Source organism: Marinovum sp. PR37 (genome assembly GCF_028807375.1).
Taxonomy (GTDB): domain Bacteria; phylum Pseudomonadota; class Alphaproteobacteria; order Rhodobacterales; family Rhodobacteraceae; genus Marinovum; species Marinovum algicola.
Genome location: NZ_JARAML010000008.1, coordinates 1 through 18,296, shown reverse-complemented (window position 1 = coordinate 18,296; position 18,296 = coordinate 1). Strand labels below are relative to the sequence as shown.

Sequence of the window (18,296 nt, the reverse complement as noted above, 5' to 3'; positions counted from 1 at the left end):
GAGGTCCCGGCGCGGGGGCCGGGACGGGGAGGCACCGTGGGGGCCGCCTCGGTCCGCCCTCGGTTGGCCTGCCGGAGCTCAGAGCCGTTCGCGCGCCGCCAGCTCCGCGACGTCTTGCGCCACCTCATCCACCGCGCGGCCGCCGTCAATCACCCGAAAGCGATCCGGAAATTCGCCGGCCAGCGCCAGGAAGCCGGCCCGCATCTGCTCCTGCAACCCGGCGCCGAAATCCTCAAACCGTTCTTCCACGCCGCCGCGGCCCTTGGCGCGGGCCAGACCGAGGGCCGGGTCCATGTCGATCAGGATCGTCAGGTCCGGCTCGCGGCCGATCATCAGCGCATGCAGCTGGTCGACGATGCCGCGCAGATCGCCGCGCGAGAGACCCTGATACATGCGCGTCGAATCCGCGAAACGGTCGCAGATCACCACCTTGCCGGCCGCCAGCGCCGGCAGGATCGTCCGCTCCAGGTGATCACGGCGCGCGGCGGTGAACAGCAGAATCTCGGTCTCCGCCGACCAGCGGTCGGGATCGCCCTGCAAGACCAGCGCGCGGATCTCCTCGGCGCCGGGCGAGCCACCGGGCTCGCGGGTCAGCACCACCTCGCGGCCCAGCGCCCGCAGGTGCTCGGCCAGCCGTCGGGCCTGGGTGGATTTGCCCGATCCGTCAATGCCTTCGAAAGAGATGAACACCGGGCGCGCGGGTCAGGAGGCCAGGCCGGGCACCGGGGCGCCCCATTGCTTGAGCAGCACTTTGGCCGCTGTCGTCACCCGGCTCATGAAACCGCCCGCCGCGACGTCGCGATCCGCGACCAGCGGCACGGTCTTCTCGGGCAGCCCCTCGAGCGAGATGATCATCTCGCCCAGCTGGTCGCCCTTGGCCACCGGCGCCTCGATCGGGGTGTTGTAGACGACCTCGGCATTGACCTTGCCGCTGGCCAGTACCGGCACCAGCATTTCGATATCCTCGGCCGGCACCAGGCCGACTTTCATCTCCGAGCCCATCCAGACATCGGCCTCGGCCACCACCTGGCCCTGGGCGGCGACCTTGGACTGGGTGAAATGCCGGAAGGCCCAGTTGACGATCTGCTCGCTTTCCTCGGCCCGGGCCCGTTCGCTGTCGAGGCCCGAGACGACAAAGACGATGCGGCGCTCATCCTGCTTGGCCGAGCCCACGAGGCCATAACCCGCCTCCTGGGTGTGGCCGGTCTTGAGCCCGTCGGCGCCGATGCCGAGCCGCAGCAACGGGTTGCGGTTGCTGACGTTCTGCGGCGCGCGGCCGTCGAAGGCAAAGGTGCGTTCGGCGAACATCGGGTAGAATTCGGGGAAATCCTCGATGAGCCGCCGGGCGATCAGCGCCAGATCCCGGGTCGACATGCGGTGGCCTGCGGCGGGCCAGCCGTTGGAATTGGTGAAGGTGGAATTGGTCATGCCCAGCTGTTGCGCCCGCCGCGTCATGTAGCGGGCAAAGCCGGCCTCGGTGCCATCGGGGCTCAGCGCCTCGGCGATCACCGCGCAGGCATCATTGCCCGACAGCACGATGATCCCGCGCAGCAGATCCTCGACGCTGACCCGGTCGGTGGTGTCGAGGAACATGGTCGAGCCGCCGTAGGACATCGCGTGTTCCGACACCGGCAGCTTTTCCTGAAGATCGAGCCGGCCGTCGCGGATCGCCTCGAAGGCCATGTAGAGCGTCATCAGCTTGGACATCGACGCCGGCGGCAGCGGAGTGTCGGCATCCTTGGCCAGCAGCACCGTGCCGGTGGTCATGTCGACCACGAAAGCCGATTGCGCGCGGGTTTCGAAGGCATGCAGCGGCAGCGCCGTCGAGGCGGCCAGCGCGAAGGCGAGGAGGGGGGCGGCGAAATGTCTCGTCATGGCAGGTCCGATTGGCAAGGGCCCTCGGCGGGGCGGTTAATTGGTCACGGCATAGGCATCGGTAAAGCCCGCCGACTTGATCGTCCCGAGCGCGGCGGCGCGCTCCGCGGCGCTGGCGGCGGGGCCGACAAGCACCCGCCAGAAGGTCTTGCCCTGGCTCGACTGCTTCTTGATGATCGCGTTCAACCCGCGGGATTTCATGGCGGCGGCGGTATTTTCGGCGTTCTTCTCGATCGAGAAGATGCCGAGCTGGATATAGGGTTTGTCCAGGCTCGCGGCCTGCGGCGCCGGTTTCGGCCTGGGCGGCGTGGCGGGGGCGGCTGCGATCGCCGCGGCGGCGCTGGCGGCGGGGGCGTCAAGCTCGGACGCGGTGATCGCCTCGGGCGCGTCAAGGCCGGCAGGGTCCAGTGTTTCGGGCACCTGCGGGGTTTCCGGCGTCTTCTCGCGGCGCAGCGCGGTGACATTGAGGTTGGTCGGCTGGCCGGCCACCAGGCCCAGCGCATCGGCAGCATCGGAGGACACTTGAAGCTCCGGCCCCGGGGTGGCACGTTCCTTGCGGAACAGCGCGCCGATCACGAACTTGCCGTTCGAGGGGTTGCGAATGATCACCCGCTCGGGCTCGCGCACATCCGGGTGCGCCACCCAGACCCCGCCGAGCGAGGGCCGGCCGTCCCAGAGCCCGCCTTCGGTGACCTGGAACACATCCGGCGCCTCGACATCGCGCTCCACCAGGCGGGTCGCGCGGCTGGCCGGGGCGGCGGCGGTGGCCGCGCTGTCCTTGGATTGCAGAAAGCCGGGAAGCTGTGCGCCGTTCTCGCAGGCCGCCAGCAGCCAGATCGCGGTGCCGGCCAGCAGCACCCGTGCGCCACGCGGCATGGGGGATCGGCCGACCGCGGAAACTCGCTGAGAAATCATTATCTTGCCCTTTTCGCCTTGAGTGCCTCTGCCGAGGCCTTGCCGGTTTTCCGGTCTTGTCCAGACTGCCTGCGCCATGTCGCGCGCCGACAGCTTATCCTCTGCCCGCATGCAAGAAAAGGCCCGCAAGGCCGGATCGGCGGAAATCCTGCATCAGAGCGCTTTGCAGAATCACTTGCCGCCGTTTAACGAAGCGAAGCGCGGAGGAGTGGCAGAGTGGTCGAATGCACCGGTCTTGAAAACCGGCGTGCGTGAAAGCGTACCGTGGGTTCGAATCCCACCTCCTCCGCCACGGTCACCTTTTCCCCGATTTTCCTGAGAGCGATACTTGAACCGCGACTCCTGTTGGCGTCGAGGGGAGGGGCGTCTGCCCGTTTCCTCCGTCATCCCTCCCGGGAGACCTCGGCGGGTGTCTTTCCTCCGGGGCATTTTCTGGGGGGCGCGTGGAGCTGGTCGCAGACCCTTTTCAGTTCATGATCCGGTCTCTCGTCTGCCCGCACCCAAGGGGCCCCGGGTCAACCCCGGGGCGCGCTGTGTCCGTACCCCCCGAACTCAACGGCCCTCACCCTCGCCGCCCTGCTGCAAATCGGCCGGATCGCCCTGAAGGCGGCCCCGGCCGGATGTCGCGCTTGTGGGGAAGCCATCTCCGGCCCCGCCGGTTGGGGTTTTCAACAGTGGCTTGAAATGCGCGAACCGAACCGGCCTGCCCGGCGAGCAATCCTTTGAGAGTTTGGCCCACCGACGCTGTGCTCTTGCGCTGCGGGCCGGGGATGGCACGCCCCCCCCGGCCACGGCGCGTCGGCTTATGCAGCCATCTTGCGGCAGGCTTCGGCGCACCGACGGCAGGCCTCGGTGCAGCGCTGGCAAGCCTCTTTGTCGTGCTTCTCGCACTCGGCGGCACAGGCCTCGCAAATTTCGGCACAAAGGGCGCACCACTTCTTCGACATCGGCGACTTGCGCGCCATGACCCGCGCACAGGCCTGGCAGACCTCCGCGCAATCGAGACAATGGCGAAGGCAGTCCGACATTGCCGCATCGCCAAGGCAGCAATCCACGCAGGTTTCACACGCGGTGGTGCAGTCGAGGCAAGCCTGGATGCAATCGTTCAGGGCTTGGTCATTCATCGATATTCTCCTTGTCGAGTTTCCTGGGGTAACCGCCCGGCGTTTTTGCCGGGCAGGCGGGTTCGGCCCGCTCGTTCAGCGAGAAACGAGAAAGAGGCGAGCGGGCCGAAAACGCGGGGTCTAACGGGAACCGTCGGGCCAAGTGAGAAACGGCATGTTCACGACGATCCCGCTGTCGGAGATGCGGATCTCGTTGTTCGCTTCGGCCTTGGCAATGGCTTCGGCAGAGCGCAGGACGCGCGGCTCGGTGCTGTCCGACCAGTTCACCAGCATGATCTTGCGCAGGGGGGTATAGGCTTCGGTGCCTGCCGGTCGGTCGAACACGTCTGGCTGAAAACCCAGCGGCCCACGGGGGCCGTCCGGCTGAAGCCCATTCTCGAAGACATAGACGGGGGCCAGGAGGTCAGCCGGAATGTCCGCCAATGACGGGACAACCGGAACAGGCGATCCCATCATGTCTGACAGAATGCCGGCGATCCCGGGATCCGAGACTTCCGTATGGATGAAGTGGATGTCTTCTCCCGTGGCATATCCGAAGACAGGCGGCACACGGGGAATGTCAGCCATATCCATGCCGCCCGACATGTCCATCATCGGCGTCATTTCCGATCCGTCGGACATCGAGCCGGTTTGAGCACTCGCTGGCGCTGCTGTGAGGCCCAGGGCCAGAAATACGGCGGCATACTTGTGGATTTTTCGGATTTGTCTGCGCATCGGGATCACCTCGGACTGCTGATTCCCAATGCACTCTAACCGCCGTACCGAGGTACGGTGTCAACGGGGTATATTCCATGCCGGCGTCGGCGACTGACCTAAGGTGTATCGGTTTTGGGTGTCATGCCGCCAATTCCTGATCTTGATCGCGCCAACATGCCTCGTTCGGCATTCGGTGTTCAGAGCGAATTTTATGACGACGTGCCTGAAGTGAAATGACCCCGGCCGAAGGGAGCCGGGGTCGAACTTTCTCAAGGGCCAAACGTGGTGTCGACGATGAATTCGCCGCCGCAAAAAGCGGCGTCAAACCCTTGCGCAGGAGACCAGTAACCTTTGATCCCGCCGCCGCATCCGGTCTTCCGGCCCGCCCTCAAAGAACACGCCGAATACCCGAAAACGACCCGGCATTCAGACCGGGAAGGCGGACACCAAAAGCAACGCTCCATACCAATAACTGCGCACGCCAACGGCTGTGCTGAAATTCGATTTTCGCTCTGCCCAAGTTGGCCTGCGCAGGGCGTAGGTAATGACTGGCGGTCAGGTTTCGAGGGCCGCGAAGTTCCTGGCCCGGTCAGGCGCATCAACTTCGGACGTGCCGCCGTCTGAGGGGCCCATGCTGGCAACGCGAACAGGGTTCACAGAGGGTATGATTGTCGTCTTCGGTGTGCGCATTCGACCTTCCTAGAATATTATGTCGTGTATTTAACAGCTTAGGCTTTCCGGCTACCATCACAGGCGAAGGTCGAACAACCTAGAGAAAACCCTATATTGACGATGCATTGTACCGGCTTGGTGCTGCGAATTTAACCTGTTCCGCGGGCGTTTGCCCGGCCACGATGTAACCGGTGGTGGAAGTTCGGGATTTTCCAGGACCGGCGCTATGCGCCTGCGCATGGCCGGAAACCTGTTTGAAACCTCTGGGCAACGCGACCCCTGCATCTGGCGCGCCAAGGCACCGCAGACCCGGCTCAATGCGAGGTCTGGTCAACGGGTCCTGCGGCGCGGGGCAGGTGCGATTTTCGGACAACCCGGCCTGCTTTCCATCTTGAAGCCCCCTACGCGGGGCATTAGAAGCAGCGACCAAGGGTGATTAGCTCAGTTGGTAGAGCGCTTCGTTTACACCGAAGATGTCGGGAGTTCGAGTCTCTCATCACCCACCATCCTAACCCTTTGAAACTAAAATAAGCCCTTGCAGTAGGGGCCTATGCCCGCTTCATGGTTACAACTTTGGTTACAGAAGGTGTTCCGGTGGCAGGCAAGGTTCGTCACCTCATCAACCGTTCCGAACGGTATTATGCGCGGCTGGTGGGTACCAAAGGATCTGCGCAAGATCGTCGGCAAGACGGAGCTGCGCAGCCCCTTGGATGGCGACTACCGGCATGCGCTCAAGTTGCTGTCCGGCGCTGTCGCCCAGCTTCAACACCAGATCGCACTGGCCGAACGGAAGCCTGGGGCAGGGAGGCCGCCGCATTGTTCAGCCAGCCAAGCGTGTGGTCGGTGTTGCCGCCAGGTTTGTATTCCGCGCCAAGCGGGGCGTCATAGCCAAGCCTGCGGGTGACCTCGAACACATGGGCGTAGTTGATCTCACCGTGATCGGGAGCGCCGCGATCCGGGACGGAGGCGAACTGGAAATGGCCGATCCACGGCAGGAGTGTCTCGATCCTGCGGGTGAGATCGCCCTCCATCAATTGCACATGGTAGCAGTCGAACATCAGCTTGAGATTGGGCGCCTGCACCGTCTCGATGATCGCCAGCGCCTGGTCGGTCGTCGTCAGGAAATAGCCGGGCGCGTCGTATTTGTTCAGCGGTTCGATCAGGATGGTGATGCCATTCGGGGCGGCGTTTGTGCAGGCATAGGCGAGGTTTTCGGCGAATGTCGCCCGGGCCTCGGCGCCAGAGGCAAAACCCGCCATCACGTGGATGTTGGGGGTGCCGATCGCGGTGGCATAGGCGATGGCCTCGTCGATGGCGGCCCGTGCCTCGACGTCGCGTCCCGGTATGGCCGACAGCCCATTGTCACCCGCGCTGACATCGCCGCGCCGGGTGTTGAGGCCCAACATCGGCAGGCCGGTTTCGCGCAGGGCGGCCTTCACCTCGTCGACAGGGGTCTCGTAAGGCCAGTGGCATTCCACCGCGTCGAAGCCGGCGGCCTTGGCGGCGCGGATGGCCTCGGGCAGCGGGCGGTCGTTCCAGAGAAAGCCCAGGTTGGCCGAAAACTTCATGCATCCCACTCCACGTCGAATTTCGTGACCAGCGCCTGCACCTGATCTTGGGTCAGACCGCGCGGCTGCATCCCGCGGGTCATCATTGCCAGCCTTGCGGTGTCTTCCAGCTCTTCGATGGCGTTGCAGGCGGCCTCGATGTCGCGGCCGGCGACCACCGGGCCGTGGTTGGCCAGCATCACTGCCGTGCGTTTGCCGGCAAGGCCGCGCACCGCGTCGCCCATCGCCGGATCGCCGGGCAGGTAGAAGGGCAGGAGCTTTACCTTGCCGAGCTTCATGATGCCGTAGGGCGTGAGCGGCGGCAGGAAGTTGTCGGGGTCCACATCCGGCATCATCGACAGGGCGACGGAATGGCAGGAATGCAGATGGACCACCGCGCCGGCACTGCTGCGGGTGTCGTAAAAGGCGCTGTGCAGCGGCATTTCCTTGGTGGGTTTGTCGCCGTCGATATGGCTGCCAGCGGCATCGAAACGGCTGAGCCGGCCGGGATCGAGCCGGCCGAAGCTGGTGCCGGTGGGCGAAACCAAGAGCCCGCCATCCTCGGTCCGGGCCGAGATGTTGCCGGTGCTGCCGCCGGTCAGACCGCGATCGAACATCGATTTCGCCAGCAGGCAGATCTGTTCGCGCAATTGGCTTTCCGGGGTCATGCGGCCTCCAGTCGGGCCTGGGCGTCGGTAAAGAAGGTCTCGGTGCCGAAGTTGCCGGATTTCAGGGTCAGGGCGATCTGCTGGCCGCCCGACTGGCAATAGGTCCAGGGCACGCCCGGCGCGATCTCGGTGCCGATGTCGAGCTGGCTGACGCCAAGCGCCTTGGTCACCGCGCCCGAAGTCTCGCCCCCGGCGACGATCACCCGCCGCGCGCCGGCATCGCGGGCCGCCACGGCGCAGGCCGAGAGCGTCGCCTCGACGATCTCGCCGGCGCCGGCAACGCCGAGCTTCTCCTGCGCGGCGCGGACGCTGTCGGGATTGGCGGTGGCGTAGATCAGCGGGGCCGTGTCCAGATCCTGGCGCGCCAGCCAATCGAGCGCCCTTTGCGGGCCATTCTCGGCCAGGGACAACGGGTCGAGCTGGAAGGCGGGGACGCCCCGGCTGGTATAATCCGCCACCTGCTTGTTGGTCATGGCCGAGCAGCTGCCCGAGAGCACGATGGTGCCCCGCCCGAGCGTCGGGGCCTCTGCCTTGGGCGCATCCGCCGAGAGCGTGCCATCGGCGAGGTAGAGTGCGGGCAAGGGCATGGCCACCGCGCTGCCGCCGGTCATCAAGGGCATGTCGCGGCAGGCCTCGGCGATCACATCGAGATCGGAGTTCGCCACTGCATCGACCACCACATGCGCTACGCCCTGCGTCTTGAGCGCGGCCAGTTCGGCCCGCAGCGCCTTCGGTCCCTGCGCCACGGTCAGCCGGTCGGCCAGACCCACGGCCTTGGTGACCTGCGGCTCCAGCAGGCGCATCAGGTTGCTGTCGCGCATCGGGGTCAGCGGGTGATCCTTCATCGGGCTTTCCGCCAGCGGCTGGCGGCCGACAAAGAGGTTGCCCATGAAGATCGACCGGCCGTTTTCCGGGAAGGCCGGGCAGTAGATCGTCTGGTCGGTGCCCAGATCGGCCATCAGCGCCTCGGCGACCGGGCCGATATTGCCTTCGGAGGTCGAGTCGAAAGTGGAGCAGTATTTCCAGAAGAACCTTTGCGCGCCGGCGGCCTGAAGCCAGCGCAGCGCCGCGCGGGTCTCGGCGAGGGCCTCACCCACCGGTGCAGTGCGCGATTTCAGGGCGATCACCTCGAAGGCGGCGGTGTCGCGGGGCGGGCCGTCCGGCACGCCGATGCGCAGCGAGACGCGGACGCCGGAGCGCGCCAGCAGGCCGGCGATATCGGTGGCGCCGGTGAAATCATCGGCGATGCAGCCAAGAACGGTGGTCATGCGGTCTCTCCCGGAAGTGTGAGCCCGGCGTTGCGGGCATAGACCTTGGCGACGGCGGCGTCATCCTCCTGTCCGTGGCCCATGCCGGCGGCGGCGAGGAATTGTTGCAGCGCGGCGGCGGTGATCGGGGCGCTGAACTGCGCCTGTTTGGCGATGTCGAGCACGATGCCCAGATCCTTGGGCCAGATGTTGACCGAACTGCGCGGGGTGTAGTCGCCCTCCACCACATGCGGCGCGCGGTTCTCGAGCATCCAGCTGGTGCCGGCGCATTTGCTGATCACCTCGACGAATTTCTCCGGCGTGACGCCCTGGGTCATGCCGAAAGTCAGCGCTTCGGCCATGGTGGCGATATGCACCCCGGCGAGCAGCTGGTTGACCGCCTTCATGGCGCTGCCGGCGCCCGCTGTGTCGCCCAGGTCAAAGACCGTCTCGGCGATGCTGTCCAGCACCGGGCGGGCGGCGTCAAAAGCGGCGGGCGTGCCGGAGGCCATGATCGAGAGCTGGCCATTGGCGGCCTTGGTGGCCCCGCCCGAGATCGGCGCGTCGAGGTAGAGCACGCCTTGGGCTGCGCAGCGGGTGGCCATGTCGCGGGCGAACTCGGGCGGCACGGTGGCGCAGGCCAGGACGACCGCGCCGGGCCTAAGCCGTGGCACGATGCCCGCGTCGCCGAACAGCACGCTTTCGGTCTGGGCGGCGTTCAGCACCACCACCGCAACCGCGTCAAGCGTATCGCCGGCATCGGCCAGGGCGGTCGGTTGGCCGCCCTCGGCCTGAAACCTGGCGATCCGGTCGGCGTCGATGTCGACGCCCCAGACCTTGTGTCCCCCGCGCAATGCCGAGGCAGCCATGCCGAAGCCCATGGAGCCCAGGCCGATGACGGCAACGTTTCGGGTGTCTTTGCTCATCTCAATTTCCTTTCAACCATTCCGGCAGCCAGAGTGCGACCTGCGGGAAGAACAACACGATGGCGAGCGCCACGACCTGAATGCAGATGAAGGGGATCAGCGCGCGGAAGATCTCCGACAGGCTCATGTCCTTGGGGGCGACCGATTTCAGATAGAAGGCGGCCGGGCCGAAGGGCGGCGAGAGGTAGCTCACCTGCATGTTCATCGCGAAGAGGATGCCGAACCAGACCGGGTCCATCCCCAGCTTGATGATGATCGGCACAAAGATCGGCATGGTCAGCAGCGCGATGCCGATCCAGTCCATGAAGAGGCCCAGCACCACGAGAATGCCCATCATGATCAACACGATGACAATCGGCGAGGCGCCGCTGCCCAGGATGGTGGCTTCGATGAAGCGGTTGCCGCCCATGAGGTTGTAGACACCCACCAGCGCCGCGGCGCCGAGGCCGATCCAGATGATCATGCCGCAGGTCTCCAGCGTCTGTTTCAGGCTGTCGCGGATCAGCGTCCAGGTCACCTCGCGCCGGATCGCGGCCGACAGGAACACGCCGACCACGCCCATGGCCGCGGCCTCGGTCACCGAGGCGATGCCGCCGTAGATCGAGCCCAGAACCGTCACCGCCACGCCGACCGGCAGGATCACGCCGCGCATCTTGCGCAGTTTCTCGGACATCGGAATGTCCAGCTCTGCGTCAGAGATCGGCGGGCCCATTTCCGGGTTCGCGTAGCAGCGGATGAGGATGTAGATGATGTAGAAGGAGGCTAGCATCAGGCCGGGGGTCACCGTGGCGAGGAAGAGGTCGCCGATCGAGACGCTGGCGGTCAGGCCATAGACGATCAGCACGATCGACGGCGGGATCATCGTGCCCAGCGAGCCACCGGCGCAGACGGTGCCGATGGCCAGCGCCCGGTTGTAGCCAAGCCGCAGCATTTGCGGCAGGGCGATCAGGCCCAGCAGGACGATCTCGCCGCCGATGATGCCGGAGATTGCGGCGAGAAAGACCGCGGCCACCAGGGTCTGGACGGCGACGCCGCCCTTGATCCGGCCGGCAATGAGGCGCATCGCATCATAGAGATCGCGGGCCATGCCCGAGCGGTCGAGCAGCGAGGCCATGAGCACGAACATCGGAATGGCGACAAGCACGTATTCATTGACGAAGGAATAGATGCGGCTGGAGACCAGCGGCACGCCCATCGGCCCGAACCAGGCGATGGTGAAGAGGATCGCGATCAGCCCGGTGACGAAGGCCAGCGGGATGCCGGTCAGGATCAGGATCATGATCGAGCCCACCAGCAGAAGTGACCCGGTCTCGATGCCGAGGTTCCGGCCTTCGCTGAACAGCAGATAGCCGCCGGCCAGAAGCAGGGCAAAGACCAGGCCGATGCCGGCCACGGCGAATTTGCCGGGCGCCTCGCCGGCGCTCTGCCGGAAGCCGGTGCCTTTCCAGGCGGTCCAGATATGCCCCACCGACTGGATCGCCAGCACGATGGCGGTGATCAGAAGCAGCATCTTGATGATCGCCGGCGTGATCGGGTTCCAGGCCGAGCCGGAGCGCTCGAGCCGGATATCGCCCTGGGGGCTCCACCAGGATTTCTCGACCATGGTATAGGCCGCGTAGGCAATCGCCACCGCGAAGAACAGCGTCAGAAGCCCGTTGACCACATCCAGCAGCCGGCGGGTGCCGCCGGAGGTGCCGAAATAGATCAGCCCGATGCGGATGTGTTTGTCGGCGGCAAGGCACTGCATGCCGCCATAGAGATAACAGGCCGCGATTAGCGCGATCACCGTCTCATGCGCCCAGATCGTGGGCGCGTTGAAGAAATACCGCATGATGATCTCGTAGATCGAGATCACCGTCGCAATGGCAAACAGGAAGCTGAAGGCGGTGCCCACCGTCAGGATGCCGCGATCAAGCGCATTCTGGGCACCGGCGCTGTCGTCTTCATGGGCGCGTTTGAGCGCCTCGAGCTGCGCTTCGATTTCGGCGTCGGTCATCGCCGCGTCTTGCTGTGCCATTGTCCCCTCCCGGAACGTGAGCTGGATGGTGTCAGAAGAAGGGGCCGTGGCCGGCCCCTTCCGGTCTTGCCGTCAGGTGGCAATCACTCGGCCAGAAGGCCCTTGTCGGTCAGGTAGGCGGTGACGCTCTCATAGGCCTTGCCTGCCATTTCGGAGCGGTCTGCCCATTTGGCCCATTGCGACTTGGCAATGCCGCGGAACTTCGCGCGCTCTTCGTCGGACCAGTCGATCACGGTGATCTCGGGATCGGCCTGTGCCTCGGCCACGGCGGCCTCGTTCTGTTCGTCGAGCTGCGTGATCATGTCCTCGGCAAAGACCGAAACCGACTCGTTCAGGATCGTCTTGAGGTCTTCCGGCAGCCCGTCGTAGATCGCCTTGTTCAGGGACACGTCGATCACCGGCATCGAGTGGAAGCCGGGATAGAGCGGATACTTGGCGAATTCATGCATGCCCTGGGCGTGATTGGTCGAGAACACGGTATAGTCGGCCGCGTCGATCACGCCTTTTTCCAGCGCGGTATAGACTTCGGAGCCGGGCAGGTTGACCGGAGAAGCGCCGGCGGCGGCAAAGACTTCCTGCACCATGCCTTCGGGGGCGCGCATCTTGATACCCTTGAGGTCGTCGACGCCATAGAGCGGCTTGGTCGACAGGAAGGCCTCGACCCCCGTGGCCGAGGCGCCCAGGAACTGTAGCCCGTAGGGGTTCACCAGCTCGTTGAACAGCGCCTTGCCGCCGCCGTTTTCCATGTAGTCGAACATCTGCTCGGGCGCCGACCATGCGCCGACGAGGTTGCCCAGCATCGCGAAGGCCGGATCCTTGCCGGAGAAATACGACGGGTCGGTGATGTGGCCTTGCAGGATGCCGGCGCCCACCGCGTCGAGGGTTTCATTGTGCGCCACCACGGTGCCAACCGGCACGACGGTGATTTCGATGCGTCCGTCGGACAGCTCCTTGACGCGGTCGGCCCAGGCTTCCTCGATCGGAAAGAAGTTGTCGCCGGCCTGTGCCGAGGTCTGGAACGTCCACTGGTACTCCTGCGCCAGAGCCGTGCTGGCCATCAGCGACGTGGCAGCAACGAGGCCGCTCAGAAATGCGGATTTCAAAGTGTAAGCAGTCATGTTTCCTCCCGTCAGAACCCCTCGGGGCCCTGGTTCTTTGATAGGTGCGATCCTTGTGAGATCGCGGCTCCTCACCGGCGACGATGGCGCCGGTATCAATACCGGTATCGCTACCGGTATTGATACCAGTGCCGCATTCTGCCTATTCTGTCAACGTCCCGACCTCAGGATCGGGAGGCAACAGCATGCGGCGCACCGGTCTGGTCGGCGCGTCACGCTGCCCAACCAGGGCCCGGAGGGCGACAAGGCCATGAAAAAACGAAAGACCTTGGCCGATGTCGCGGCGGCGGCCGGCGTCAGCAAGATGACGGCTTCGCGGGCGTTGCGCGGGGACAAGGACGTGTCGAAGGCCAATGTCGACAAGGTGAAACAGGCCGCGCGCGAGATCGGCTACTACGGGAATCACCTCGCGGCCTCGCTGTCGAGCAAGCGCACCGATCTGATCGGGGTGGTGGTGCCGAGCCTGTCGAACACCGTGTTTCCGCAGGTCATGTCGGGGGTGACCGACGCCCTGAAGGGCACGGCGCTGCAACCGGTCTTCGGCGTGACGGATTACGATCCTGAGGCCGAATACACCACCATCCGCAACATGCTGTCATGGCGGCCTGCCGGGCTGATCGTCACCGGGCTCGACCAGCCGGACGAATCGCGGAGATTGCTGGCCGACGCCGGTATACCCATCGTCCAGATCATGGATTGCGATGGCGATCCGGTGGATGCCTGTGTCGGGTTCTCGCAGTCCGGGGCCGGGCACGATATGGCGGCAGCCCTTCTTGCATCGGGCCGACGGCGCTTTGGATATGTCGGGCGCAACCTCGACAAGGATCTCAGGGCGGCCAAGCGGAAGAAGGGCTTCCTCGATGCCTTGCGCAGCCAGGGTCTCGAATTCATCGACGCGATCGACGGGGCTCACCGGGAAGGGGATGAGGCCACGCTACCGGCCATCGCCTGCGGGCGCCGCAAGACGGCCGAACTTCTGGCACGTCAACCTGACCTCGATTGCATCCATTTCTCCAACGACGACCTCGCCTTTGGCGGGTTGTGCCATTGTATCGCCGCGGGCATCGATGTTCCGGGCGAGGTCGCCTTGGCCGGATTCAACGGGTTGGGCCTCCTCGAAGGGTTCCCAGGGAAGATTGCCACGTCCCACACCGCTCGCCGCGCAATCGGCGAGACAGCTGCCAGGGTAATTTTGGAGACAGTCGAAAGCGGTGAAACAGACAGTGGCAAGATCCACATACTGGCCCCATCTATCTCACTCGGAGATTTGGCGGTCACTGCGAAATGAACGGCCGCGAAGAATTCGGCCTCGCGGGTCCGCGTCGACAGGCCGTGCTGGCCGGCTGGGGCAGGGCAGACGGCTGCTCTCGCGGGGCAGAGCAAAAACCCGAGAAAATCTCGGCCAACCCGCTTGACGTCCCCCGCCGCTTCACTTAATCAGCCCCTCACGCGCGGTTGTAGCTCAGTTGGTTAGAGTACCGGCCTGTCACGCCGGGGGTCGCGGGTTCGAGCCCCGTCAACCGCGCCACTTTCTCTCCTTCATGCCCTGAAGAACATGCCCCAAACGGGGCCGCTGGCGCTGCCTTGGCGCGCCGTGCAAAGAGCCTTCTGTCGCACAGAATATCCGGTAAATGCCGCAGGTTGCGAGGCCGCGAAAAACTTCTGCCTGATCGCGATATTTGCCGTTGACGCCCCCCGCCGCTTCACTTAATCAGCCCCTCACGCGCGGTTGTAGCTCAGTTGGTTAGAGTACCGGCCTGTCACGCCGGGGGTCGCGGGTTCGAGCCCCGTCAACCGCGCCACTTTCCCCTTCGGATGAAAAATACCCCCCTCGGGGGCCCGCGCGCAGAGCGTCGCTCCGCAGCTCAGTAAGTATAGCCCATCGCCTCTTCGACCCCGAGGTCGAGCCGTTCGCGCATCCACGCCCGGTCCGCCTCGGGCATCTCGGCGGGGGTCTCCGGCCGGGTCATCACCGCCGGCTTGAACTTGGCGCCCAGGCGCTTGGTCACGGGCTTGTAGGCGGTGTCGGTCGCGGGCAGGACAAGGCCCGCGCGCAGATCGGCGAGAAACGCCTCGGGCGCCGCCTGAACCGCCTCCATCCGCAGGAAAACGCAGGAGGAATGGCGAATGGCAAAACTCAGCAGCACCGCCATCTTGACCGCCCGCAATTCGAACAGATCGCGGAACATCGCGCCGGTGATCGGATGCCGGTCGGCCTGGAGCGGCTGGCCGCGGAACTCGGGCGCCTCGGCCCAGGGGAAATAGCGCGGCCGGTCGATGCGGCTGTCCCAGGGGGCGCGGATGAAGTCGGAGAATCCCAGCGCCTGAAGCGGCGGCCGGGCGTGCCAGGGCTTGGCATGCATCGACAGCGCCCAGGCATCGGCGGCGCGAAAGGTGCAGACCACGGTGAAATCCGCCGGGATCGCCAGCATCCCCGGCACCCCGTGTTTCCAGCCCAGCACCTCGGAATTGCCGAGCCAGGTGTTGCCGTCGATCAGCCGCTTGACGAAATTCGTCCCCGAGGACCGCTCGCCCATCACCTGAAACCGCTTCGGCGCGCTGCCGCTGTGACGGATGGCCCAGCCTGTGCCGGCCAGATCGGTGAGGATTGTGTCGCGCATGCAGGGCTTTCCGGCTAATCTGTGCAAAAGTGGTAACCGGGCCCAGAGACCCGCGCAAGAGCAGGACATATGACATGCAGACAACCGCCGCCGCGCTGACCATGGTGCGTGACGATGCCTTCTTCCTCAAGGCCTGGCTCAGGCACTACGGCGCGGCGCTGGGCCGCGAGAACTGCACCATCATCAACCATGGCCGCGGCGAGGAGGTGGCGCGCCTGGCCGAGGGCTGCAACATCATCGGCATCCCCGGCGACCCGCATCCCAATTTCGACATGAAGCGCTGGCGGCTGCTCAACAATCTGGTGCAGGGGCTGCGCTGTTACTACGACCATGTGATCGTGGGCGACGTCGACGAGCTGGTGGTGGTCGATCCCGCCGCCGGGGTCTCCTTGCTCGACGTCCTGCGCGATCAGCCGATCCGGCGGGTACTGACGCCGGTGGGGCTCGAGGTGGTGCACCGGGTGGCGGAAGAGCCCGCGCCGATCGAGGACCACATCCTCGGGCCGCGCCGCCACGTCCGCCTGGCGCCGCATTATTCCAAACCCTGCGTGGTGTCACAGGGTGTCAAGATCGCGCGGGGCGGGCATTTCACCCAGGCCGCCAAGCTGCACACGCCGAACGACCTGCTGCTGCTGCACCTGAAGTTCTGTGACTTCGGCAATTACGTCGCGGTGATGAACCACCGCAACGCGGTCACCGAGGCGGTGGGGGCCTCGGTCAAACAGACCTCGATCGGGCGGCACTGGTTCGCCGAGGCGCGGGGCGAGGACCGGGCGGTGTTCGAGGCCTTCAGCGCCGCGCCGGCCGCGCCCTTTGACCTGACCGGCGTGCGGCGGGGGATGCACCGCAGCTGGAAGCCGCGGGGCGACACCGCGTTCTGGCAGTTCGACCGCGAGGAGAGCGATCGGGTGATGGTGCTGCCTGAGCGGTTTTTGGGGGTGGTTTGAGGGGAGGCATCGTGCACAAACCGTTTTTTGTTGTTAAGTTGTCGATGTTTTTAGAGAAACCTTCATTTTATTTTGCAGATGTGTTTACTGCACCATTTGGAGAACAAGTCGTCTGTCGTACGGCAGAACAGCTTCACGATCGGAAGAGATTCAAGCAGATCAGTGGGAGTCTTTGACATAGTTGAATCTCCATGAGCAATTTTGTTTCTGACGTCAACGATATGATCTATAAGGTTGGAAGAAATCAGATAGTCACCTTTTAGTCGAGACTTCAAATCTTTCTTGAATTCTAAATAGCCGAACCTGCGAATATAGGATGATATCTTTTGGAACGACGGCGAAGAAAAACTTTTATTGAAACGCTCTTCAGAAATAGGCGTGGGATACGGGCCGAATTGTTCCCAAATTGACGAGTCCCGCTCGAAAATAGAAACAACTTTTTCGGATATTTTGTCAATATCAGAAGTGTTCTTTATTTCCTCGATAAGGTCCCGCGAGGCATGGTAGGAAACAACGTTTGAGACCTTAGATCTGCATATTCCACGCTCATAGATCATGGAAAGTGTCAGTTCCCCAAGCTCCTTCATGTACCCCTCAATATGACTGGAAAGTAAGACGGTAGCTCCCCGACACAGCGCATTAATCTCCGAGGCATTTTCGACCGCATTTTTGCGCTCCAAGTTTCGAGCTGCCTTAAGTAATATATCGACTTCCTGCAGTCGATTTACGAAAGCCGAATACGCTGAAGTATAACGAGCCAAGTCAAATTCCCAGCCACGAATAATTTTCGCTCCAGATTTCAAATCTGCGCTCGGTCCGTTTTTTGTGGTCCACTGACCTAGATATCAAGTCTTCAAACTCTGCATCTTCTAGTAATATGTAGTAGGTGCTTCTAAATTTGGTTCGAGATTCTATGGCGTTTTCAGGTGAAATCTTGCTCGCGGTCAATCCAACTAAGTCAAAGAGAGCCCGGTTAATGGATTTACTTTGAGCGCGCCGAAAGCATTCGTTTGGAGGGAACCAGATCGTGGACACGGTTAGCATATTTTCCCATTGCGCGTCGAAGTTATCAATTTCCCGAGATGTCAGCTTAGACCCTTCTTCCGCAGCGTCATTCAGCCAGTTTTTCAGGGGAGTTCTGTATTTCTCTAGCCCAAGTTCTTTGAAGGCAAAATGCCGTAGGACAGTTTCCTCACCCCTCATCCTCTTGTCTGAAGATTTCCTCCCGAGTATCGTGAGCCAATTGTCCCGGTTTGCAATTTCTTTTAATCTGTCGTTAAATTCACCTCTGTAAATGCAATTTCTAAGCTCCTGTGAGTTAAGTGATGCGGTGTTTGAGTTTAGTCTTTCAAAGATGTCAAACTTCACATCAGGATGAGACTTGTTGGTTATCATCACACACCTTACAGTATGGGACTTAATCTGGCGTTGGATACGGGAAGGGAGTTGGTGAAATCGCAAGCCATTCAGTTCATTCGCAATATCCAGCGAGGAAAGAGAAAATTGGTTGTCTATGTATCGAAAAATAGACTGAAGGCGTTGCTGGCCGTCCACGACATCAAGTTCAAATTCCTCGTTCTGAGACAAATAGCAAGGGGGGATGGGGACATTGAGGATTATGGACTCAATTAGCCGTGATGCTAATCCATTCGGCCATACATATCCACGTTGAAAAGAGGGCCGGAGGACAATGTCTCCAGTTTTTATTTGCTCAATCAATGAACTCACTACCAAATCGTAGTTTTGAGTTACGACCTCCCGAGCGGGAGGGTGCGTCGCATCAGGGTCTTCCGCTGCTTGGCCTTTCTCGGATTCAAATATGTCGGCTCGTTCCAATTTTCTGTCTCTCATTCTCTGGCGGGTGTGATCCGCAAACAGCCTAGGGTCAGGATGCATTGATTTCGGTCTCGCTGCGTGATTCAC

Annotated in this window: 16 protein-coding genes, 4 tRNA genes and 1 pseudogene; 6 read left to right on the top strand and 15 right to left on the bottom strand. The window is 63.1% G+C overall.

Features of this window, described 5'->3' with window-relative positions; all coding sequences use genetic code 11:
• Positions 1-78 precede the first annotated feature (78 nt).
• From tmk to PVW49_RS08875, 3 genes are read right to left on the bottom strand one after another with little or no spacing between them, the layout of a single operon-like run.
• Positions 79-690 (bottom strand): dTMP kinase, encoded by a 612-nt coding sequence (gene tmk / locus PVW49_RS08885; RefSeq protein ID WP_048531360.1) that lies wholly within the window; start codon positions 688-690, stop codon positions 79-81.
• Between the two features lie 12 nt (positions 691-702).
• Positions 703-1,875, bottom strand: coding sequence for a D-alanyl-D-alanine carboxypeptidase family protein (locus PVW49_RS08880; protein WP_048531361.1), 1,173 nt, complete (start codon positions 1,873-1,875; stop codon positions 703-705).
• Between the two features lie 36 nt (positions 1,876-1,911).
• On the bottom strand, positions 1,912-2,751 hold the full coding sequence (locus PVW49_RS08875) for an SPOR domain-containing protein (RefSeq protein WP_048531363.1): 840 nt from the start codon (positions 2,749-2,751) through the stop codon (positions 1,912-1,914).
• Positions 2,752-2,992: 241 nt separating this feature from the next.
• Here PVW49_RS08875 and PVW49_RS08870 point away from each other — a divergent pair.
• Positions 2,993-3,082, top strand: a tRNA-Ser gene (locus PVW49_RS08870).
• A gap of 511 nt (positions 3,083-3,593) precedes the next feature.
• Here PVW49_RS08870 and PVW49_RS08865 read toward each other — a convergent pair.
• Both PVW49_RS08865 and PVW49_RS08860 read right to left on the bottom strand, forming a co-directional pair.
• Positions 3,594-3,914 (bottom strand): four-helix bundle copper-binding protein, encoded by a 321-nt coding sequence (locus tag PVW49_RS08865; protein WP_274590390.1) that lies wholly within the window; start codon positions 3,912-3,914, stop codon positions 3,594-3,596.
• A gap of 120 nt (positions 3,915-4,034) precedes the next feature.
• Positions 4,035-4,628, bottom strand: a complete 594-nt coding sequence (locus PVW49_RS08860) for a DUF7482 domain-containing protein (RefSeq protein ID WP_274590389.1) — start codon at positions 4,626-4,628, stop codon at positions 4,035-4,037.
• A 1,084-nt stretch (positions 4,629-5,712) separates the two neighbouring features.
• Between PVW49_RS08860 and PVW49_RS08855 the strand changes: the two genes are divergently transcribed.
• Positions 5,713-5,788: transfer RNA gene (locus tag PVW49_RS08855), tRNA-Val, on the top strand.
• A 225-nt stretch (positions 5,789-6,013) separates the two neighbouring features.
• Here the strand turns inward: PVW49_RS08855 and PVW49_RS08850 are convergent.
• From PVW49_RS08850 to PVW49_RS08820, 7 genes and pseudogenes are all read right to left on the bottom strand, one after another.
• Positions 6,014-6,850 (bottom strand): hydroxypyruvate isomerase family protein, encoded by an 837-nt coding sequence (locus tag PVW49_RS08850; protein ID WP_274590388.1) that lies wholly within the window; start codon positions 6,848-6,850, stop codon positions 6,014-6,016.
• Entirely contained in the window at positions 6,847-7,497 is a 651-nt protein-coding gene (gene otnC / locus PVW49_RS08845) for a 3-oxo-tetronate 4-phosphate decarboxylase (protein ID WP_274590387.1), read from the bottom strand. The genes PVW49_RS08850 and otnC overlap by 4 nt, the downstream gene beginning before the upstream one ends.
• Positions 7,494-8,765, bottom strand: a complete 1,272-nt coding sequence (gene otnK, locus PVW49_RS08840; protein ID WP_274590386.1) for a 3-oxo-tetronate kinase — start codon at positions 8,763-8,765, stop codon at positions 7,494-7,496. Before otnK ends, otnC begins: the two co-directional genes overlap by 4 nt.
• On the bottom strand, positions 8,762-9,670 hold the full coding sequence (ltnD, locus tag PVW49_RS08835) for an L-threonate dehydrogenase (RefSeq protein WP_274590385.1): 909 nt from the start codon (positions 9,668-9,670) through the stop codon (positions 8,762-8,764). The genes otnK and ltnD overlap by 4 nt, the downstream gene beginning before the upstream one ends.
• Position 9,671: 1 nt before the next feature.
• Entirely contained in the window at positions 9,672-10,949 is a 1,278-nt protein-coding gene (locus tag PVW49_RS08830) for a TRAP transporter large permease (protein WP_244526446.1), read from the bottom strand.
• A gap of 174 nt (positions 10,950-11,123) precedes the next feature.
• Positions 11,124-11,666, bottom strand: a pseudogene (locus tag PVW49_RS08825) (TRAP transporter small permease subunit); the annotation flags it as partial.
• A 104-nt stretch (positions 11,667-11,770) separates the two neighbouring features.
• Positions 11,771-12,805: a TRAP transporter substrate-binding protein gene (locus PVW49_RS08820; protein ID WP_274590384.1), complete on the bottom strand. Its 1,035-nt coding sequence runs from the start codon at positions 12,803-12,805 to the stop codon at positions 11,771-11,773.
• A gap of 250 nt (positions 12,806-13,055) precedes the next feature.
• On the opposite strand from PVW49_RS08820, the gene PVW49_RS08815 reads away from it, so the two are divergent.
• The 3 genes from PVW49_RS08815 (at position 13,056) to PVW49_RS08805 (ending at position 14,607) form a co-directional block, all read left to right on the top strand.
• Positions 13,056-14,093 carry a LacI family DNA-binding transcriptional regulator gene (locus tag PVW49_RS08815; RefSeq protein WP_274590383.1) on the top strand — a complete coding sequence of 346 codons (1,038 nt, stop codon included), beginning with the start codon at positions 13,056-13,058 and terminating at the stop codon, positions 14,091-14,093.
• Positions 14,094-14,256: 163 nt separating this feature from the next.
• A tRNA-Asp gene (locus PVW49_RS08810) sits at positions 14,257-14,333 on the top strand.
• A 197-nt stretch (positions 14,334-14,530) separates the two neighbouring features.
• Positions 14,531-14,607 (top strand) — tRNA-Asp (locus PVW49_RS08805).
• A gap of 63 nt (positions 14,608-14,670) precedes the next feature.
• Here PVW49_RS08805 and PVW49_RS08800 read toward each other — a convergent pair.
• Positions 14,671-15,426, bottom strand: coding sequence for a hypothetical protein (locus tag PVW49_RS08800; protein WP_274590382.1), 756 nt, complete (start codon positions 15,424-15,426; stop codon positions 14,671-14,673).
• Between the two features lie 74 nt (positions 15,427-15,500).
• Between PVW49_RS08800 and PVW49_RS08795 the strand changes: the two genes are divergently transcribed.
• Positions 15,501-16,373: a glycosyltransferase family 2 protein gene (locus PVW49_RS08795; RefSeq protein ID WP_274590381.1), complete on the top strand. Its 873-nt coding sequence runs from the start codon at positions 15,501-15,503 to the stop codon at positions 16,371-16,373.
• Positions 16,374-16,435: 62 nt separating this feature from the next.
• Here PVW49_RS08795 and PVW49_RS08790 read toward each other — a convergent pair whose 3' ends face one another.
• Both PVW49_RS08790 and PVW49_RS08785 read right to left on the bottom strand, forming a co-directional pair.
• Entirely contained in the window at positions 16,436-17,134 is a 699-nt protein-coding gene (locus tag PVW49_RS08790; protein WP_274590380.1) for an MAE_28990/MAE_18760 family HEPN-like nuclease, read from the bottom strand.
• A gap of 1 nt (position 17,135) precedes the next feature.
• The coding region (locus PVW49_RS08785) for a DUF262 domain-containing protein (RefSeq protein ID WP_274590379.1) at positions 17,136-18,296 on the bottom strand (1,161 nt) is incomplete at its 5' end.